Annotated in this window: 10 protein-coding genes and 1 pseudogene; 4 read left to right on the forward strand and 7 right to left on the reverse strand. The window is 68.6% G+C overall.

Annotated features, from left to right (window positions below; translation table 11 throughout):
* Positions 1–36: 36 nt before the first annotated feature.
* The 5 genes and pseudogenes from RWE79_RS13830 to proB form a co-directional block, all read right to left on the reverse strand.
* Positions 37–1023, reverse strand: a pseudogene (locus RWE79_RS13830) (SCO2583 family membrane protein); the annotation flags it as partial.
* A 115-nt stretch (positions 1024–1138) separates the two neighbouring features.
* Positions 1139–1615 carry an SCO2584 family spore wall biosynthesis protein gene (locus RWE79_RS13835; protein ID WP_475940372.1) on the reverse strand — a complete coding sequence of 159 codons (477 nt, stop codon included), beginning with the start codon at positions 1613–1615 and terminating at the stop codon, positions 1139–1141.
* A gap of 41 nt (positions 1616–1656) precedes the next feature.
* On the reverse strand, positions 1657–2985 hold the full coding sequence (locus RWE79_RS13840; RefSeq protein ID WP_475940373.1) for a glutamate-5-semialdehyde dehydrogenase: 1329 nt from the start codon (positions 2983–2985) through the stop codon (positions 1657–1659).
* 107 nt (positions 2986–3092) lie between these two features.
* A complete protein-coding gene (locus RWE79_RS13845; protein ID WP_475940374.1) occupies positions 3093–3569 on the reverse strand; it encodes a hypothetical protein in 477 nt (158 codons plus the stop codon).
* A 100-nt stretch (positions 3570–3669) separates the two neighbouring features.
* A complete protein-coding gene (proB, locus tag RWE79_RS13850) occupies positions 3670–4806 on the reverse strand; it encodes a glutamate 5-kinase (RefSeq protein WP_475940375.1) in 1137 nt (378 codons plus the stop codon).
* A gap of 357 nt (positions 4807–5163) precedes the next feature.
* On the opposite strand from proB, the gene RWE79_RS13855 reads away from it, so the two are divergent.
* Positions 5164–7245 carry a hypothetical protein gene (locus tag RWE79_RS13855; RefSeq protein ID WP_475940376.1) on the forward strand — a complete coding sequence of 694 codons (2082 nt, stop codon included), beginning with the start codon at positions 5164–5166 and terminating at the stop codon, positions 7243–7245.
* A 75-nt stretch (positions 7246–7320) separates the two neighbouring features.
* Here the strand turns inward: RWE79_RS13855 and RWE79_RS13860 are convergent, their stop codons facing one another.
* Positions 7321–7659: a hypothetical protein gene (locus RWE79_RS13860; RefSeq protein WP_475940377.1), complete on the reverse strand. Its 339-nt coding sequence runs from the start codon at positions 7657–7659 to the stop codon at positions 7321–7323.
* 205 nt (positions 7660–7864) lie between these two features.
* A complete protein-coding gene (locus RWE79_RS13865) occupies positions 7865–13933 on the reverse strand; it encodes an RHS repeat-associated core domain-containing protein (RefSeq protein ID WP_475940378.1) in 6069 nt (2022 codons plus the stop codon).
* Between RWE79_RS13865 and RWE79_RS13870 the strand changes: the two genes are divergently transcribed.
* From RWE79_RS13870 to RWE79_RS13880, 3 genes are all read left to right on the forward strand, one after another.
* Positions 13917–14384: a hypothetical protein gene (locus RWE79_RS13870; RefSeq protein WP_475940379.1), complete on the forward strand. Its 468-nt coding sequence runs from the start codon at positions 13917–13919 to the stop codon at positions 14382–14384. The genes RWE79_RS13865 and RWE79_RS13870 overlap by 17 nt on opposite strands.
* Before the next feature lie 208 nt (positions 14385–14592).
* Positions 14593–15663 (forward strand): phage baseplate protein, encoded by a 1071-nt coding sequence (locus RWE79_RS13875; RefSeq protein WP_475940380.1) that lies wholly within the window; start codon positions 14593–14595, stop codon positions 15661–15663.
* A gap of 56 nt (positions 15664–15719) precedes the next feature.
* Positions 15720–16682 carry a phage baseplate protein gene (locus RWE79_RS13880; protein ID WP_475940381.1) on the forward strand — a complete coding sequence of 321 codons (963 nt, stop codon included), beginning with the start codon at positions 15720–15722 and terminating at the stop codon, positions 16680–16682.
* The last annotated feature ends 29 nt before the right edge of the window (positions 16683–16711 follow it).

The raw sequence follows: 16711 nt of genomic DNA on the forward strand, positions 1-16711 counted from the left end.
CGAGGTCAGCTGGTGCTCGTGGTCGTACGGGTCGGTGCCCGGCTGGGGCTGCGGCCGGCGCCCGGCCAGCATCGGCTGGAAGTAGCCCGCGGCCGAGGTGGTGCAGGACAGCGGCCCGGCCTCGGTGGCGGACTGCACCACCTCCACATGGCGGTCCCGCAGGTCGTCCCGGTCGAAGCGGATCCGCAGCTCACGCCGGACGGTGAAGAGCGAGACCGGGGCGGTCGCCGTGTTGGCGTCGCGTACCGCGTAGACCAGGGTGTGGTCGGTGGCCACCTCCAGCAGGTCGTCACCGACCTCGGTCACAGCCATGCTGCCGCGCACCCGCACCTGCGGATCGGCGAGGCTGATCCGGGTCGGGTCGAAGCGCACCAGCCAGCCGGTCGCCGCGTACCGGCCGTCGTCGGCGGGCCGCTCCAGGCTGCGGTCGAACTGGTCCAGCTGCCCGGGAGTGAGCAGATTCCGTACGGTGCGGACATCGCCGCCGGTCAGCGCGCCGGGATCGATCATGGAGGCGACCAGGTAGTCCTTGGCGCCGTTCAGCGCCTCCATGACCTGGTCCTCGCTGAAATGCCCGGTGCGGTGTGCGGCCGGGAGGGTGATTCCCGCGGCGCCGGTGCGGTAGTCGGCGGAGCGGCTGCCGTCGAAGGGCTGCCCGCTGTCGACAGCGGACACCGTGCTGGTGGGGGCGAGCGGGATCAGGGTGATCCGCAGCGGGTCCGCGGCGGAGACGGCCGGCTGCTGGTACGGATTACGTATGCCCAGGTAGATGGCGGTGCCGAAGGCCATCGCGATCAGCAGGACCAGGATCAGGGCCTGGCGGGGCGCTCCGCCACGGGACCAGAAGCGGCGGATGCGCACGGCCCGGGCCGTGCCGTCGAGCCGTTCCCTGGCCGAGTACTCCTGTATCCGGGCAGCACGGACAAACGATTCGTCGAAGACGACGGATCGGTATTCGTCATCCCCACCTCCCCCCGGAACGCCTTCGGGGTTCCCCTCAGGTGGGTCTCCAGGACCGGCCATACCACAAGCGTAGGTCTCCGGGGCCACATATAAACGCCGTGGTACGAGACAACTTTGCCCGGACAGGGAGCGGTTGATCGGCGGGCGGGCCCCGGCCGACGGGCGGGCGGGCGGTTCAGTGGGTGGGGCCGACGGCCACCGGGGCCGAGGGCGGGGCTCCCACCCGGCCCGTCGGGGACGGCTGGATGGTCGGCTGGCGGCCACCACCGGCGCCCCGGTAGACCGCTGCGAACGTCAGTGCGACCACGCCGATGCCCATCAGCACGGCCAGCAGCCAGGCGATCGTCCGGTGCCAGCGGCCATGGCCCCGGTAGGGGCGGCGCTGGGCGTACAGCTCCTCGTACTCGGCGTCGTCGGGATCCAGCGCGCCTTCGCCGCCGTAGAGGGAGTCCCGGGTGTCGCCACCGGTGGGCTCGTCCTCGATGCCGCCGACCCGGGCGCGGGCCGCCATGCGCTCCTTGTGGCTGGGCTCGTGGAAGACGGCGGACCGCACGAAGGCCTCGTCGAACACCACGGACGCGAACTCGTCGTCCGCGCCACCGTGGTCGTCACCGTCCGGGAATGAACGGTCTGCCCCCACATCGTCCGGCACCCGTCCAGAATAGGGCCAGCGGCTCCGCTTGGGCAGTGAAATCAGCCGCGGATGTGCCCGTCCCCGGTGACGATGAACTTGGTGGAGGTCAGCTCCGGCAGCCCCATCGGACCGCGTGCGTGCAGCTTCTGGGTGGAAATCCCGATCTCCGCGCCGAAGCCGAACTGCCCGCCGTCGGTGAACCGCGTCGAGGCGTTCACAGCCACCGCCGCCGAATCCACCAACTGGGTGAACCGGCGGGCCTCGGACTGCGAGTCGGTGACGATGGCCTCCGTGTGGCCCGAGGACCACAGCCGGATGTGGCTCACGGCCCGGTCCAGCGACTCCACGACCGCCGCCGCGATGTCGTACGACAGGTACTCGGTCTCCCAGTCCTCGACGGTGGCCGCCACGACCTTCGCCCGGGTGCCCGACTTCTCGGCCAGCTCCAGCACCCGCTCGTCGCCGTGCACCGTCACCCCGGCCTCGGCCAGCGCGTCCAGCGCGCGCGGCAGGAACTCCTCGGCGATGTCCTGGTGGACCAGGAGCGTCTCGGCCGCGTTGCACACGCTGGGGCGCTGCGCCTTGGAGTTGATCAGCACGCTGACCGCCATGTCGAGGTCGGCCCGCGCGTCGACGTACACATGGCAGTTGCCGGTGCCGGTCTCGATCACCGGGACCGTGGACTGCTCGACGACCGTCTTGATCAGGGAGGCGCCGCCGCGCGGGATCAGCACGTCCACCAGGCCCCGGGCGCGCATCAGCTCGTGCACCGACTCCCGGCTCTCGCCCGGAACCAGCTGCACCGCGTCCGCCGGCAGGCCCGCCCCGCCGACGGCGTCCCGCAGGACGGTCACCAGCGCGGTGTTGGAGTGGTGGGCGGAGGAGGAGCCGCGCAGCAGCACCGCGTTGCCCGACTTAAGGCACAGGGCGGCCGCGTCCACCGTGACGTTGGGCCGGGCCTCGTAGATGATGCCGACCACGCCGAGCGGCACCCGCACCTGGCGCAGGTCCAGTCCGTTGGGCAGCGTCGAGCCGCGCACGACCTCGCCCACCGGGTCCGGCAGGCCCGCCACGTCCCGTACGTCGTTGGCGATGGCCCGCACCCGCTCCGGGGTGAGCGTCAGCCGGTCGATGACGGTCTCGCCGGTGCCGGCCTCGCGGGCCCGTGCGATGTCCAGCGCGTTGGCCTCGACGATCTCCCGCGTACGCACCTCCAGCGCGTCCGCGATCGCCAGCAGCGCGTCGTCCTTGGCGGCCCGGGGCAGCGGGGCCAGGTCCGTGGCGGCCGAGCGGGCGCGGTACGCGGCCTGCAGCACCGGGGACTGCGGCCACGGGTTCGGCAGGGAGAACGAGGCGGCTGACTCTTCGGGGTGGCGACTGTCGCTCATGTCCATCAGAGTACGGCGGCGCGCGGCCGGCCCGGCGCCGCTTTCACGGGCTGAGACCGGCTGGGCGCCTCCCGGGCGCCCGTGGCCGGGAGGCACCCCTCCCGGTCTCAGAACGGGTGGACGCCCACCGGGGTGGCCGGGGCGGGACCGTAGCCCTCGGCGATGCGGTGGTGGTACGTCTGGCGGTCGATCACTTCGAGGCCGACGATCTCCCAGGGCGGGAGGTTGGCGGTGGAGCGGTGCTCGCCCCACAGGCGCAGGGCTATCGCGGCGGCGTCGTGCAGGTCGCGGGCCTGCTCCCAGTAACGGATCTCGGCGTGGTCCGCGGCGTACCGGCTGGTGAGCAGAAAGGGGTGGTCGTGGGCGAGCCGCTCCAGCGCCCGCCGGATCTCCGGCAGCGGGGCCTCGGCCCCGGAGACGCTGAGGGTGACATGCCACAGACGCGGCCCGGGCACCTGCTGACCCTGCTGCTCCCGCATGACCGCGGCCGACCCGGCCGAGCCGGCCGATCCGGCTGCGTCGACGCTGACCAGGGTCCGCTCCGCCGTCCCCCGGGGCGGTGCCCCTGGACGCCCTCGTCTCACCGGTGGCCTCCCTGTCAGCGTTTCGGACTCCGCATCAAAGTTGACCAGCCCGCGGGCGGCCTTGGGGCCGTTTTCACCAAGTAACCACGGATGGGGGCCGTCAGGAGTGCAGGAGTACGAGGTCGTCGCGGTGCACGACCTCACGTTCGTACGCCGGGCCCAGCTCCCGGGCCAGCTCGTGCGTGGAGCGGCCGAGCAGCCGCGGCAGCTCGGCGGCGTCGAAGTTGACCAGCCCGCGGGCGACGGCGCGGCCCGCCGTGTCACGCAGCTCGACGGGGTCGCCGGCCACGAACTGCCCCTCCACGCCCGCGATTCCGGCCGGCAGCAGCGACTTGCGGCCCTTGACGACGGCCTGCACGGCGCCGTCGTCCAGGATCAGCGCGCCGTTGGGGGTGGAGGCGTGGGCGAGCCAGAGCAGCCGGTCGGCGGAGCGCTTGCCGGTGCGGCGGAACAGGGTGCCGGTGGGCCGTCCGGCGAGGGCGTCGGCGGCGCGGCTGGCGGAGGTGAGGACGACCGGGATGCCGGCCCCGGTGGCGATCCGGGCGGCCTCGACCTTGGTGACCATGCCGCCGGTGCCGACACCCGCCTTGCCGGCGCTGCCGATGGAGATGCCGTCCAGGTCCGCGGGGCCCGCGACCTCCTCGACGCGTGAGGCTCCGGGATTGCTGGGGTCGCCGTCGTACAGGCCGTCGACGTCGGAGAGCAGCACCAGCAGATCGGCCCGGACCAGATGTGCCACCAGCGCCGCGAGCCGGTCGTTGTCGCCGAAGCGGATCTCGTCCGTGGCGACGGTGTCGTTCTCGTTGACGACGGGCAGCGCGCCCATCGCCAGCAGCTGGTCCAGGGTGCGGTACGCGTTGCGGTAGTGCGAGCGGCGGCTGATGTCGTCGGAGGTGAGCAGCACCTGCCCGACCCGTACGCCGTAGCGGGCGAAGGAAGCGGTGTAGCGGGCGACCAGCAGCCCCTGGCCGACACTGGCGGCGGCCTGCTGGCGGGCCAGGTCGCGGGGGCGCCGGTCGAGGCCGAGCGGGGCGAGTCCGGCGGCGATGGCACCGGAGGAGACCAGGACGATGTCCTTGCCGGACCGGTCGCCCTCCCCACGGGTCTTGGCCAGGACGTCCACGAGCGCGTCGACCCGGTCGGCGTCCAGTCCCCCGGCCGCCGTGGTCAGCGACGACGAGCCGACCTTGACCACGATCCTGCGGGCCTCAACGACGTCCTGCCTCGCGCTTGCCACGTGCGTCCTCTCCTGCTCCCCTGCCACCGCCCGCCACCTGCCGCCGGTCCTCGCAATCTACGCGAACGGGCCGCGCGGGCGCCTTCGCGTATCGGTGGGCGGACGCGGCGGATCCCCCTGTGGATCCACTGTGGATCCGGCTGCGGATCCCGTAGCGGATCCCGTTGCTGATCCCCCTGTGGATCTCCCGGGACATCTTTTGGACACGGTTGAACCACGAGCGCCCCCGTAAACCCTCCATATGACAAGGAACACCACAAATGGTCATTGTCACCAACGCCGCGATCGTCATACCTTCAAGGCTTGGCATCTCTCTGCCGATCACCATCCGGACACCCCCTGCCAGGAGCCCCGCCCGTGCTTTCTGCTGGTTTCGCCTCCCGTCGCGTGGCGCAGCTGTCAGCGCTCTCCGCGCTGATGGCGGCCTTCGCCGTCCAGTTCCTGGGCGCGCTCGTGCCGAACGTGCCGACGTTGATCGCCGCCACCGCGGCGGGCCTCGGGCTCGACCTCTATCTGCACCAGCGTCAGCCCGGCCTCATCTCGGCCCTCGGCAAGGTCCGCCTCGACGTCACCGTAAGGCAGTTGCTCCGCGACATGCTGCTGGTCATCGGGCTGCTCCGGGCGACCGGCGACAACCCGCTGGACCACCACTTCTGGCTGGTCGCGCTGCTGCTGGGCTTCTACCTCGCGCACTTCCTGTGCCAGGGCCTCGCGGTGGCGGTGCGCCGGATCCGTACGCTCCCCGTCGTCACCCGCAACATCGACGCCTCCGCGCTGCGGCTGTCCGCCGCCCCGCCGCGGATCCTGGCCCGCCGCGCCGGCCACCGCCTGCTGCGTTTCTCGGTGCCCGGCACCGCCGGTCTGCTGGTGACCGCCGCCACCCGGGACGCCCTGTGGGGCGCCGCCGGGCTCGCCGTCTCGCTGCTCCTGGTCACCGCCGGCACCGGCTACCTGGCCACCTGGCTGCTCCCCCGCAAGCGCCCCGCCGACGAGGAGCAGACCCTGGCCTGGCTGGACGCCTGGCTGGCCGACTACCGGCCGACGGCCGGCATGTACTTCTCCGGCGGCACCACCTCGGCCTACCAGGCCAACATGTGGCTCTCCACCCTGGCCGACCTGGACGGCAACCCGGTCATCGTGCTCCGTGAGCGCTTCATGGTGCAGAAGATCGAGGCCACCGACATCCCGATCATCTGCATCCCCAAGGTCGCCCACCTGATGCGGCTGGAGCACTCCACGCTCAAGGTACTGCTGCACCCGGCCAACTCCGGCAAGACCTCGCAGATCCTGCGCATCCCGTCCATCAAGCACGCCTTCACCAACCACGGCGAGAGCGACAAGCTCTCCAGCTGCAACCCGTACGCCAAGGCCTACGACGAGGTCTGGGTGGCCGGCCCCGCCGCCCGCGACCGCTACCAGCTCGCCGACATCGGCGTCGAGGACAAGGACGTCGTCGAGGTCGGCCGCCCCCAGCTCGCCCCGATAACCCCTTACGCCGGCCCGCCCGCCGGCGAGTTCACCACCGTGCTCTACGCGCCGACCTGGGAGGGCTGGGACGGCCAGCCCGGCAACACCTCGGTCATCCTCGCGGGTGAGAACATCGTGCGGGAGCTGCTGGCCGACCCCGGCGTACGCCTCCTCTACAAGCCCCACCCGATGACCGGTTCCGTCGACCCCCGCGCGGGCGCCGCCAACATCCGTATCCAGGCGATGATCGCCGAGGCCGGCCGTCTGCGCGGCGGCTCGCGCCCCGGCGCCGAGGCGGTCGCCGAACTCGCCCGCCGCACGCGGGAGCTGGACCTGCTCACCACCTCCACGTTCCGCGACAGCGCGGACGAGATGGAGAAGATGCTCACCCAGGGCCGCCCCGCCGACGGGCGCGCCGCCGCGGTCGCCGCCGCCACCACGGCCTGGGAGGACGCCTACTGGGCTTCCGTACCGGCCTGGGAGCACCAGATCATCATCACCCCGCGCCCGTCGCTGTTCTCCTGCTTCAACAACTCCGACCTGCTCATCAGCGACGTCTCCAGCGTCGTCTCGGACTGGCTCAGCAGCGAGAAGCCCTACGCCGTCGCCAACACCACCGGGCTGTCCGAGTCGGACTTCCGCACCGGCTTCCCCACCGTCGGCGCCGCGGCCGTGCTCTCCCCCCGGGCCGACACCGTCCCGGCGCTCCTGGAGTCCGTCCGCCACCCCGAGAAGGACGCTTACGCCGAGGCCCGCGCCGAGCTCAAGGTCCAGCTCCTCGGCCCCTCGGACCCGCCCTCCCTGGTCCGCTTCAACGCCGCCGCCCTGTCCCTGGCCGCCGAGGCCGAGCAGCGCGCCGCCCGCGCCGCCGCCCGCGGCGAGATCGAACTGCCGGGCCAGCGCGAGGCCGTTGACGCGGCCGAGGAGACCGCCGCGCTGGCGGTCAGCGAGGACGAGACCGCGGACGTGTAGCCGGCTTCCACAGCAACGCGGAGTGGCCCCGGAAGGAAATCCTTCCGGGGCCACTCCGCGTTGACGCGCGATTCTTCAGAATGGACCGGTGTAGTACTGCTTCCGTTCTCCGACTTCGCTCCGCAGCAAAGGACCAGCGTATTTCTTGAACACGAGCCACGGCTCGACATAACCCAGCAGATAATCCGTGATTCGAATGCTCACCATCTCCCGCACACCCGGGCGATCACTACCCAGCAGGCATTCGATGGCATCGGCGCACCGCCGAGCCACTTCTTCATCCGGGTGCGCCTCGGTGAGCAGGGGACGCAGAACCGCGCCCACAAATGCCACGCTCGCCAGCGTGTATGCGCCTACCTCGGAAGCTTGGCCGTCGCTTTCCGGACCGAAGATCTCCAGCTCCTTCTGCTCCAAGGAGAGGATTTTTTCCCGGCTTTCCGGAAGAACGTCCCAAAGGACTTGACGCACGAACGCGTTATCCGTCTGCCCCGCACCACCCGCTGTAGCCGTCACTACGCAACCACTCCGTCGACACTGGTACTACATTTCCCGCTGCCTACAGTACAACAGGTCGGTGCCACCCGAACGAAGGGCGGCACCGACCCAGCCGACAGCACGGCTACGCTATGTCATTCGAACTGGGGCAGGAGTTGGGCCAGTCACAATACCCCCGCCCATGAACCCAGTCGTCCACGGTCAGCAAGATACCGATCACGCCAAGGATATTGCCCGCCGCTCCAAGGATGCGGGGAATCTTCGGCTCATTCACCAGACGTGGACCGCCGACCGGCTTCCCATTGTATGTCTTGATCTCATACTCGGCTCCCGTCACCGTGGCCATCGAGGGAGCCTTGATCGCTCTCGTCGCAGCAGCCCTTACGGTGCTCGCAACGCTTTTGTTCTCATTCAATATCTTGGTGATCGCGCCGCCCTTGTCCTTCGTGTCCAGCGCCGTCCAGAGCTCGTCGGCCTCTTGGAGCGCAACCTGCCGATCCGCCTCGGTCAGGACGGTACTACCCGCTTTACGGTCCTCTTCGAGCAGAGCTGTCAACCGGATAAGCTGGTCGGATGCGTCCGCAACGTGATAAAGATTCTTGGTCGGCTTCCCGGTCTCCAACTCATTGATCAGCGCGGAGCCAACCTTGCCGTCCTTCACTTCGGGGACGGAACCTGGCTTCGCGTAGATCTCGTCAAGAATGGCCTTGAGTTCCGCGCTCTCGACGACCGGTGCCACCGCAGCGACCACGCCCTGTGAAGGATGAACGACCTTCGACTTGCTGGTCGGCATGCCGTTGCGGCAGTTGTTGACCTCACCGGTCCCGCATTCGATGGACTGAAGGCCACTCGGGTCGCTGAAGGAAACCGGATTGTTCAGCGAATAGCTGTAGGCGCTGAGATTCTGCGGGCGATAGGGCGTGGACAACGGATCCGTGCTCAGGAAACGGCCGAGCGAGGGATCGTAGACACGGGCACCCAGGATCGACAATCCCGTTGAGTCATCCTCGGTCTTGCCGACGAAGCCTCGGTCCGTACTGCTCGTGAGATCACCGGAGCGCTGGCTGCCAAAGGGGTAATAGCGGCGCCGCGTGGCGACTCCGGTGGTCGCAGCGATCATGAGCTGCGTTGATGCCTGCCCGTCCGAGAGCAGCCAGTACAGGGTGCCGTTGCCGGATCCGGCGGCGACACGCATGGCGACAGCTGCGCTTCCGTCGCTGTAGTAGCGGGTGCCGACGGTGGCGGAGCTGGTCTTGTGGATCTCCTGACCGCCCAGGTAGAGGACGGTCTCCGTAGGAGCGACACGCTGCATCAGGGCGCCGTCGGCGTCGTAGACGTACGAGGTGCTGGTCGTACCTGCGACCTTCGTGAGCTGGTGGAGGGTGTTCCAGATATAGCCGGTGGTGGTGCTGCCGACGGTCTTCGTCTTCATCTGGCCGTCGGCGTCGTACCCATAGGTCTCGGTGCCTGTGCTGGTCTTGATGCTGGTGACGCCGTGCGGCTGGGCGGCGCCGGCGGTGTAGGTCGACTGGTCGGCGGAGTAGCCGGGGTAGACGTAGTCGCGGGCGGTGCTGCCGGTACTGGTGGTGCTGGTGACCTTCTGGAGGTTGCCGATGCCGTCGTAGGTGTAGTCCAGCTGGTAGGGGGCCAGGCTGCTGCTCGCGGTCAGGTCGGGCGTGAAGGGCCCGGCGCAGCCGCCGGACGCCTCGGTGGTCCAGGCACGGGAGAGGCGGTTGAGCTCGTCGTAGGTGAAGCACTCGCTCTGGCCGGTGAGGGTGTCCTTGATGTCCGTCGCCTGACCGGCGGCGTCGCGGGTGTAGGCGTCGTTCTGGACGGTGCCCTTGGCGCTGGTGGCCGTGGTGATGTTGGTGAGCCAGTTGGTGGCGTCGTCGTAGGTGTAGTTGCGGGCTGCCGTCGTCGTGGTGGTGGCCGCGGTGCCGTAGGTCCGCCCGGTGAGGCGGCCCACGGTGTCGAAGTCGGTGGCGGCGACATACGTGGCACCGAGCGAGCTGGTCACCTTGTCCGGCAGGCCGTAGGCGTCGTAGGTCGTGGTCACGGTCTCGGCGGGCAGGCCCGCGGTCATCGGGTAGGTGACGCTGGTCCGGTGATCGGCGGCGTCGTAACCGTAACTGACCGAGTAGGAGCCGTTCAGACCGTTGCCGTCAGTGGGGACAGTGACGGTGGTGCCGGTCGCGCGGCCGTCCGCGTCGTAACCGTTGACGGCGGTGGTGTAGGCGTAACCACCGGAGTAGGTCGTCGCCGACGCAAGCTGGCCGAGGCCGCCTGAAGCGGTGTCATAGGTACGCGAGGTCAGAACCGTGCTGCCGTTGCTGACGGTCAGGGGACGACCCAAGTTGTCGTACGCGTAGGTCAGCGTCTCGTTCTTCGCGTCTGTGGTGGTAGCGGTGCCGCCGTTCTTGTCATACGTCGTCGAGGACGTACCCGAGTCCGGGTCGACGGCGGAGACCCGTTCGCCGAGCCAGTTGTAGGTATAGGTGGTGATGTTGCCCTTGGAGTCGGTGATCTGCGCGAGTTCGCCGCTGCGCGTGTAGTCGTACGTGGTGCTGTACGTCGAGGGGCCGAACTCCACGACCCTGGAGGTCTGGCCGAAGACGTCGGTGTAGGTGTTGGTGCGTTCGCCGACCGCCGGGACGGTGGTGGTGTAGTCGCCGTGGTAATTGGTGATGGTCTGGCCCTGGAGCTGGACATCGCCCTTGGCCAGGATCCGGGACTGGGTGGTGCGGCCCGCGTAGTCGATCAGCAGATCGGTGTAGGACGGCAGGCTGTCCACGGTGGGCAGGACCATGCCGGAGCCGGCGGTGCCGGAGTTGTAGAACGCGGCCGAGGTGCCGGTGACGTTGCCGGAGGTGTCGTACCGGGTGGACACCACGGTCCGGCCGGTGCCGCCGGTAGCGGGAGCCTGGGTCTCGCGGGCATGGCCCAGCCCGTCGATGTACGTGTAGGACTTGGTGTACGTCGTCCCGGACTGGAGGGTCTCGGTGAGGGTCTTGGCCGGGTTGTCGGCGACCAGGTCCGGGACACCTTCGGAGTTGTCCTGCACCGGGATGTCATAGGTGAATCTGATCGACGGTGTGGTGCCGTCGGACCAGCCGCTGACCTCGGTCGGCTTCCACACCTTCCAGGTGCGGCCGACCGAGTCGTAGTCGACCCGGGTGTACTTGCTGTTGGCGTCCAGGACCTTGTAGGCGCTGCCCCACAGCCGGGAGTACCAGGTGGTGGTGCTCGTCGCGGTGGCCGAGCCGGTTCCGTCGGGGTCCGGGGTGGTGACCTTCACGCCGTCGGTGGGCCAGGACGTGGCGGGAGTGTAGGTGGTCGTGGTGGTGTGACTGGCCTTGACCGTGCTGCTGGTGCTGGCGCTGCCGATGCCGTCGGTCGAGGAGGTGATCCGACCGCCACCGTCGTACGTGCTGGTCACATCACGGTAGTTCGACGCGTCGGTGTATGTCCGCACCGTGGTGGCGTTGCCGTCGGAGGGCTCGTCGGCGGCCACCGTGGTGGCGCCGTCGTAGAGCGTCACCGTGTAGCTGTCCAGGTTGGCCGAGGCTCGGGCGGCGCAGTCGGCGGCGTAGTGCCGGTTCTCGTCGACCAGGACCATCCAGCGTTTGACGTCGGAGCTGGGGAAGTTGGCGGTGTTGTAGGCGCGGCCGTAGGTGGTGCAGCGGTTGTCGTCGGTGTCGACCAGGCCCCAGTCGTTGGTGCGCAGGGGCAGGCCGTAGGTGGTGCTGACGGCGTCGGTGTCGTCGTACTCGTCGTTGACGACATGCTCACGCCAGCCGGCCGAGGTCAGCTCGTCGGTCGTGGTCTTCGCGTCGCGCACGAAACGCGCGTCGGGCAGACCGTCGTACACAGCGGTGTCATGGACCCAGTACGTGTGCCACACCCGCTGGTGCGACTGCCCGGAACCATCACGCGTGGACTCCTCCAGCGACTTGCCATTCAGCCACGCGCTGTCGGTGACATCGGCGGTGGAGTCGTCACCGTCGGACACGGTCACGCTGCGGGTCGCGGACGAGTCCGACTTCGACGTGCGGTCGCCGTCCATGCCCCGGTACAGCCAGTAGTAGGTGGAGGCGGAGTTGTCCTTGGTGCCGGTGAAGACCTCCACCTGCTGGTAGCCGCGCCAGTCCGTCCACGACTCGTCGTCATCCGGGATCATCGGATCGTTCGGGAACGCCCAGGCCGGCTTGCCGTTGTACTCGTACGTGGTCGTCATCACCGGGTCGCCATCATGGCTGGCACCTGTGCCCACGCCCGGGTCGGATTCGACCTTGGTCACCACGTACTTCTTGAACCAGCCGGTGCGGGCGTCGGTCTCGCCTTCCGGGGTCCACTTCTGTTTGAAGCAGTCCTCGGTGTTGTTGGACTCCGAGGGCAGGTCGTCGATGTCGCAGGCGTCAGGCTGCGCGTAGGTGACGTTGGTGAAGGATCCCAGGTCGCCGTGGACCTGGTTGACCCGGCGGAAGTTCAGCAGGCTGGAGCCGACCTGGTTGTCCTTCCACTCACCGTTGAAGTTGATGGTCGGCAGCGTGATGTCGTCGCCGTCGCCATAACCCTTGCGCTGCACGTAGTCCAGCCACAGCGTCTCGCCGATCGTGCCGTCCGGGTTCGGCAGCCCGTACTTCATCTGGTACTGCATCGCCGGGTCCCAGGCCGAGGAGTCGGTGTCCCGGACGAAGGTCTTGATGTCCCACAGCATGTCCGTGGAGAAGAACGTCGGCGAATACGTCTCACCGGTAATGGACTTGCACGAGTCGTCGGCCGCCGTCCCGTCACAGATCAGGTCGGTGGGGACGTCGGGATACGAGTCGGGGTTGCCCGACAGACCCGGGCACGCCGCCGGCTCACTTCCCAGCGGATCCATGTCCGCCATCCGCTCCACACAGCGGCCGACGTGCGTCAGCTCGACCTTCGCGGGCAGCTGCGCGCCGGCGATGTCGGAGGCCCAGCCGTACTCGATCCGCACCAGATAGGAGGCCGCGTCGTAGGCGCGGGCCTTGTCGGTCAGGACGACCGAGCGGTAGTGGTTCTCCTGCTTGTCGTAGAAGTAGGCGTTCTCCACCTCGTTCGGGTCGACCACCCGGTCCAGACCCCAACGCCACGCCTGGTCACAGATCCCGATACCGCCGCTGTAGCAGGGCTCACCGGCATCATTGCCGACCACAGGGACGGTCAGCACGGAGTTCGTGGCGGTGCCGGTGCGCTCGCTGCGGCCCCAGCCGAAGTAGTACCGCATCCCGTCCTGGGAAGAGACCACCCAGTACTCGTCGTCCGCGCCATGCCCACCGGTCAGGTGCTGCACCCGCCAGCCCGGGTCATCCTGCACGTGATACGCGCCGGTACCGGTGTCGTCCTGCACCAGCTGGGACGTGACACCGTTGAGGTTGATGACATAGACCGCGCCGTCGATCTCCTTGGCACTGTTCGGCGAGTCCCAGCACAGATCACCGACATTGGCGATGCCGTCCTTCGCACAGGCACGGTAACGCCGCTCCACATAACCGACGTTCAGATCCCAGCCCATACCCGCCCACGACGCCTGCGTGTTCGACGCGGACGTCAGACCGTCCACCGACTGCGAGTTGTACGACAGCGACAGACTCGGCGTCGTACCCGTCGGAGCTTTCGGCACCTGGATCGGCAGATCGTAGGTGAAGGCACCCGAGCCGACGGAGACGTTCCACGACCCGGCAGGGCTCAGGGTCGACGCCCGATAGTCACCCTTGTCCGACGAGGACGTGGACGCGAGCGCGTACACCGTGCCCGAGTCGGAGGTGGCCGCCAGCGACATCGACGCATCGTCGGCGTCGGCGGCGGAGCCCAGGTCCAACTGGTCGGCCGGGACACCCGACGGGTCACCGTCAGCCTGGACCGTGGCCGTCAACGTGCCGAACTTCGTGTCGTTGTCCGCCTTCACGAACACCGGCTCCGCCGAACACCCCCGCGCATCCGGCGTGGTCAACGCACACGCCGGGAACTTCACCAACCGCAACCGCGACGCGAAATCCGCACCGTACGCGTACTTGAAACCGGAGTAGTCCAGGCTGACCTGCACCGGACCGGTGTCCGAGGTGCCGTCGGCACGGGTGAGCTGAACCCCGATCCCCACACCACCCGCCGGGGAGATCGCCTTACGGTCCAGAACCTTCACATCCACCGTGGCGGGAGCAGGCACCGCCACCGCACCGGACCTACCGTTCAAGCCCGTCAGCGACCTGGACGACTTCTTCAGAATGCTGTCCTTCGGCGCCGGGGCAACCGTCACCACCGCCGACTTGGCATCCCCGCCCGACGGCGCCACAGCGACCGCCTCACCCGACTTCAACCCCGCCAGATCAACCCGCGCCGCCGCCCTCTTCGGCCACCTCGGAGTAATCGGCTTCGTCGACGTCGACTCCGCGCGGTCCTTCGGCACCGAACCCGCGTCCTGGGCCGGCACGTTCGTTGTCTTCTTCGCCCCTGCCGCCAGCGGCGCCGCGACAGCGGCCGGCACCCCCGACAACGCGGCGACCATCAGCAGACTGGGCACAGCCACTGCCAGACGTCTCGAACGCGACAACATCACACGACCCCCACACCCCACGCAAAACGCCGGCACAGATCACGCCGACGACGGCAGACATTAACCCCGCCTTTAACTTTCCTGGTAGATCAACAAATCGGACGACTCGGCGCACATGATCATCAGTCACCCCGCAGCCCGCCCGTGACGCCCGTCACAAACCGCGTCGCACGCCCCTCTGACCAGCGCACTCGCGGCAACAACGGGGCTGGCGCGACAGGAACCTCAGATGATTCAATCCCCACGCATTGAGACAGAGGGGTGGGGGCTTCGTGAAGGACACGGCTTCGGCGTTCAACCGCCGGCAACTGATCAGATGGGCGGGTGGCGCACTCGGGGTGACCGCGCTCGGCTCGGCCGCCGTCGCGCTGTCCGGGGGTACGGCGAGCGCCGTCAGCACCTCCACGCGCTTCGATCTCACCGACGCGTCGGACGAGTTGTTCCGGGAGATCTGGCTCCAGGAGACCCGCGTACTGCAGTCGTTCTCGTTCGACAACACCAACAAGCACCTGTACGTCGTCGGTCTGGTCCAGGCCGGACGCCGACTCCCGGGCGAGACGCAGACCTACACCGGCACCGAACGCGAGGCCAACGGCGACCTGTGTGTCACCCGTCTGGACCTCACCGGGGCCGTCATCGGCCGCATGTATCTCAAGGGCTTCGGCCACGGCGTCTCGATAGCCGCCGAACCCTCGGGAAACAGTGCCTACTTGTGGACCGAGACCGACTCCGTACAGGCGCTGGACTCCAGCACCGGCAATTACATCGGCTGGGGCAGCAAGATCGCCCGCTTCAAGTTCGCCAACGGCACGGTGCTCACCCCGGACTCGTCCAAGGTCACCAAGTACGCCCCCGTCTCCGGCGCGGACCGCACCACCATCGCCGTCGACCCCGTCAACAGCCGGCTGGCCGTGCGGTACCGGCCCGGCAGCACCGGAAGCACCTTCAAGTACGGCCTGTACGACCTGGCCACCTTCAAGGCCGGCACCTTCACCGCTCTCGCCACCATCACCCAGCCGACCACGCTCGGCACCTTCCAGGGCTTCACCAGCCTCGGCCAGTACCTCTACCTGATCGACGGCACCGCGTACTCGACCAGCAACCCGTCACCCGGCAACACCTATGTGACGTCCGTCGACTGGAACACCGGCACCACCAACCAGCGTGAACTCACGCAGGCGGGCACCAGCCTGCGCTTCCGGGAACCGGAAGGCCTCGCCGTCCAGATCCCCGACACCGGCGACACCACCAAGACCCGCCTCGTCATGGGCTTCGCCTCCGAGGCGTCGGACACCGACACCAACAAGAAGGCCAGCTTCTACTACAAGGACAAGCTGGTCTGAGTACTCAACAGGCCGCCTCCCTAGGATGTTGCGACAATCCCAGGGAGGTACGTTCCATGTCAGAACACAGTCGCAGGGCACTCCTGCGCACCGCCGGCGGCCTCGGCCTGGCGGCGCTCGGTACCGGATACGGCGCGGGGGTCGCATCCGCATCCGTGCCGACGTCCGGACGCTTCGACCTGACGAAGCCCGCGTACGACCAGTTCCGGGGCAAGAAGCTCTACAACGCCACCGTCATGCAGGGCTTCGCCTTCGACGACACCAACGGCTGGCTCTTCGTCTCGCAGTTGCGCGACGGCACCTCCGACACGTCCGGCGACCTGTGTGTCACCCGGCTCAGCCTCACCGGCGCGCAGCACGGCCACATGTATCTGAAGGGCTTCGGCCACGGGGTGTCGATCGCCGCGCAGCCGTCGGGCAGCGCCACATACCTGTGGACCGAGGTCGACGCGAACTCCGGGGGTTACGGCAAGCGGCTGGCGCGCTTCAAGTTCGTCAGCGGCAGCACGCTCTCGAACACCTCGTCGTCGCTGAGGAAGTTCACGCCGGTCTCCGGCGCCAACGAGCACACGCCGGCCATCGACCCGGTGAACAAGCGGCTGATCGTCCGCTACAACGTCAGCGGAAGCGGAAAGCACATCGCCGTCCACAGCCTGGCCAAGGCCACGGACGGCGACTTCAGCAGCCCGCTCGTGAAGTTCGCGCAGCCGGGCATCTCCGGTACCCCGCAGGGCTACACGGCCTACGGCCAGTATCTGTACTACCTGACAGGAAACGCGTACTCGCGCCACAACTCGTCGCCGGGCAACACCTATCTGACCAGCGTCAACCTCAACACGGGCAAGATCAAGCAGGGGCCGGTCCTCAGCAAGGCCGGCTCCACGCTCAACTACCGCGAGCCGGAGGGCCTGGCGATCCACCGCACCAGCGGAGGCGAAGTCCGGCTGTACTTGGGCTTCGCCTCCGAGTGGGCGGGCGACCGGCGCGCCAACCTCTTCTACAAGAAGGCGCTTGCCTAGCCGGACCGCCGGTGCGGTGACCGCGTAGC

Source organism: Streptomyces sp. RLA131, from assembly GCF_056270125.1.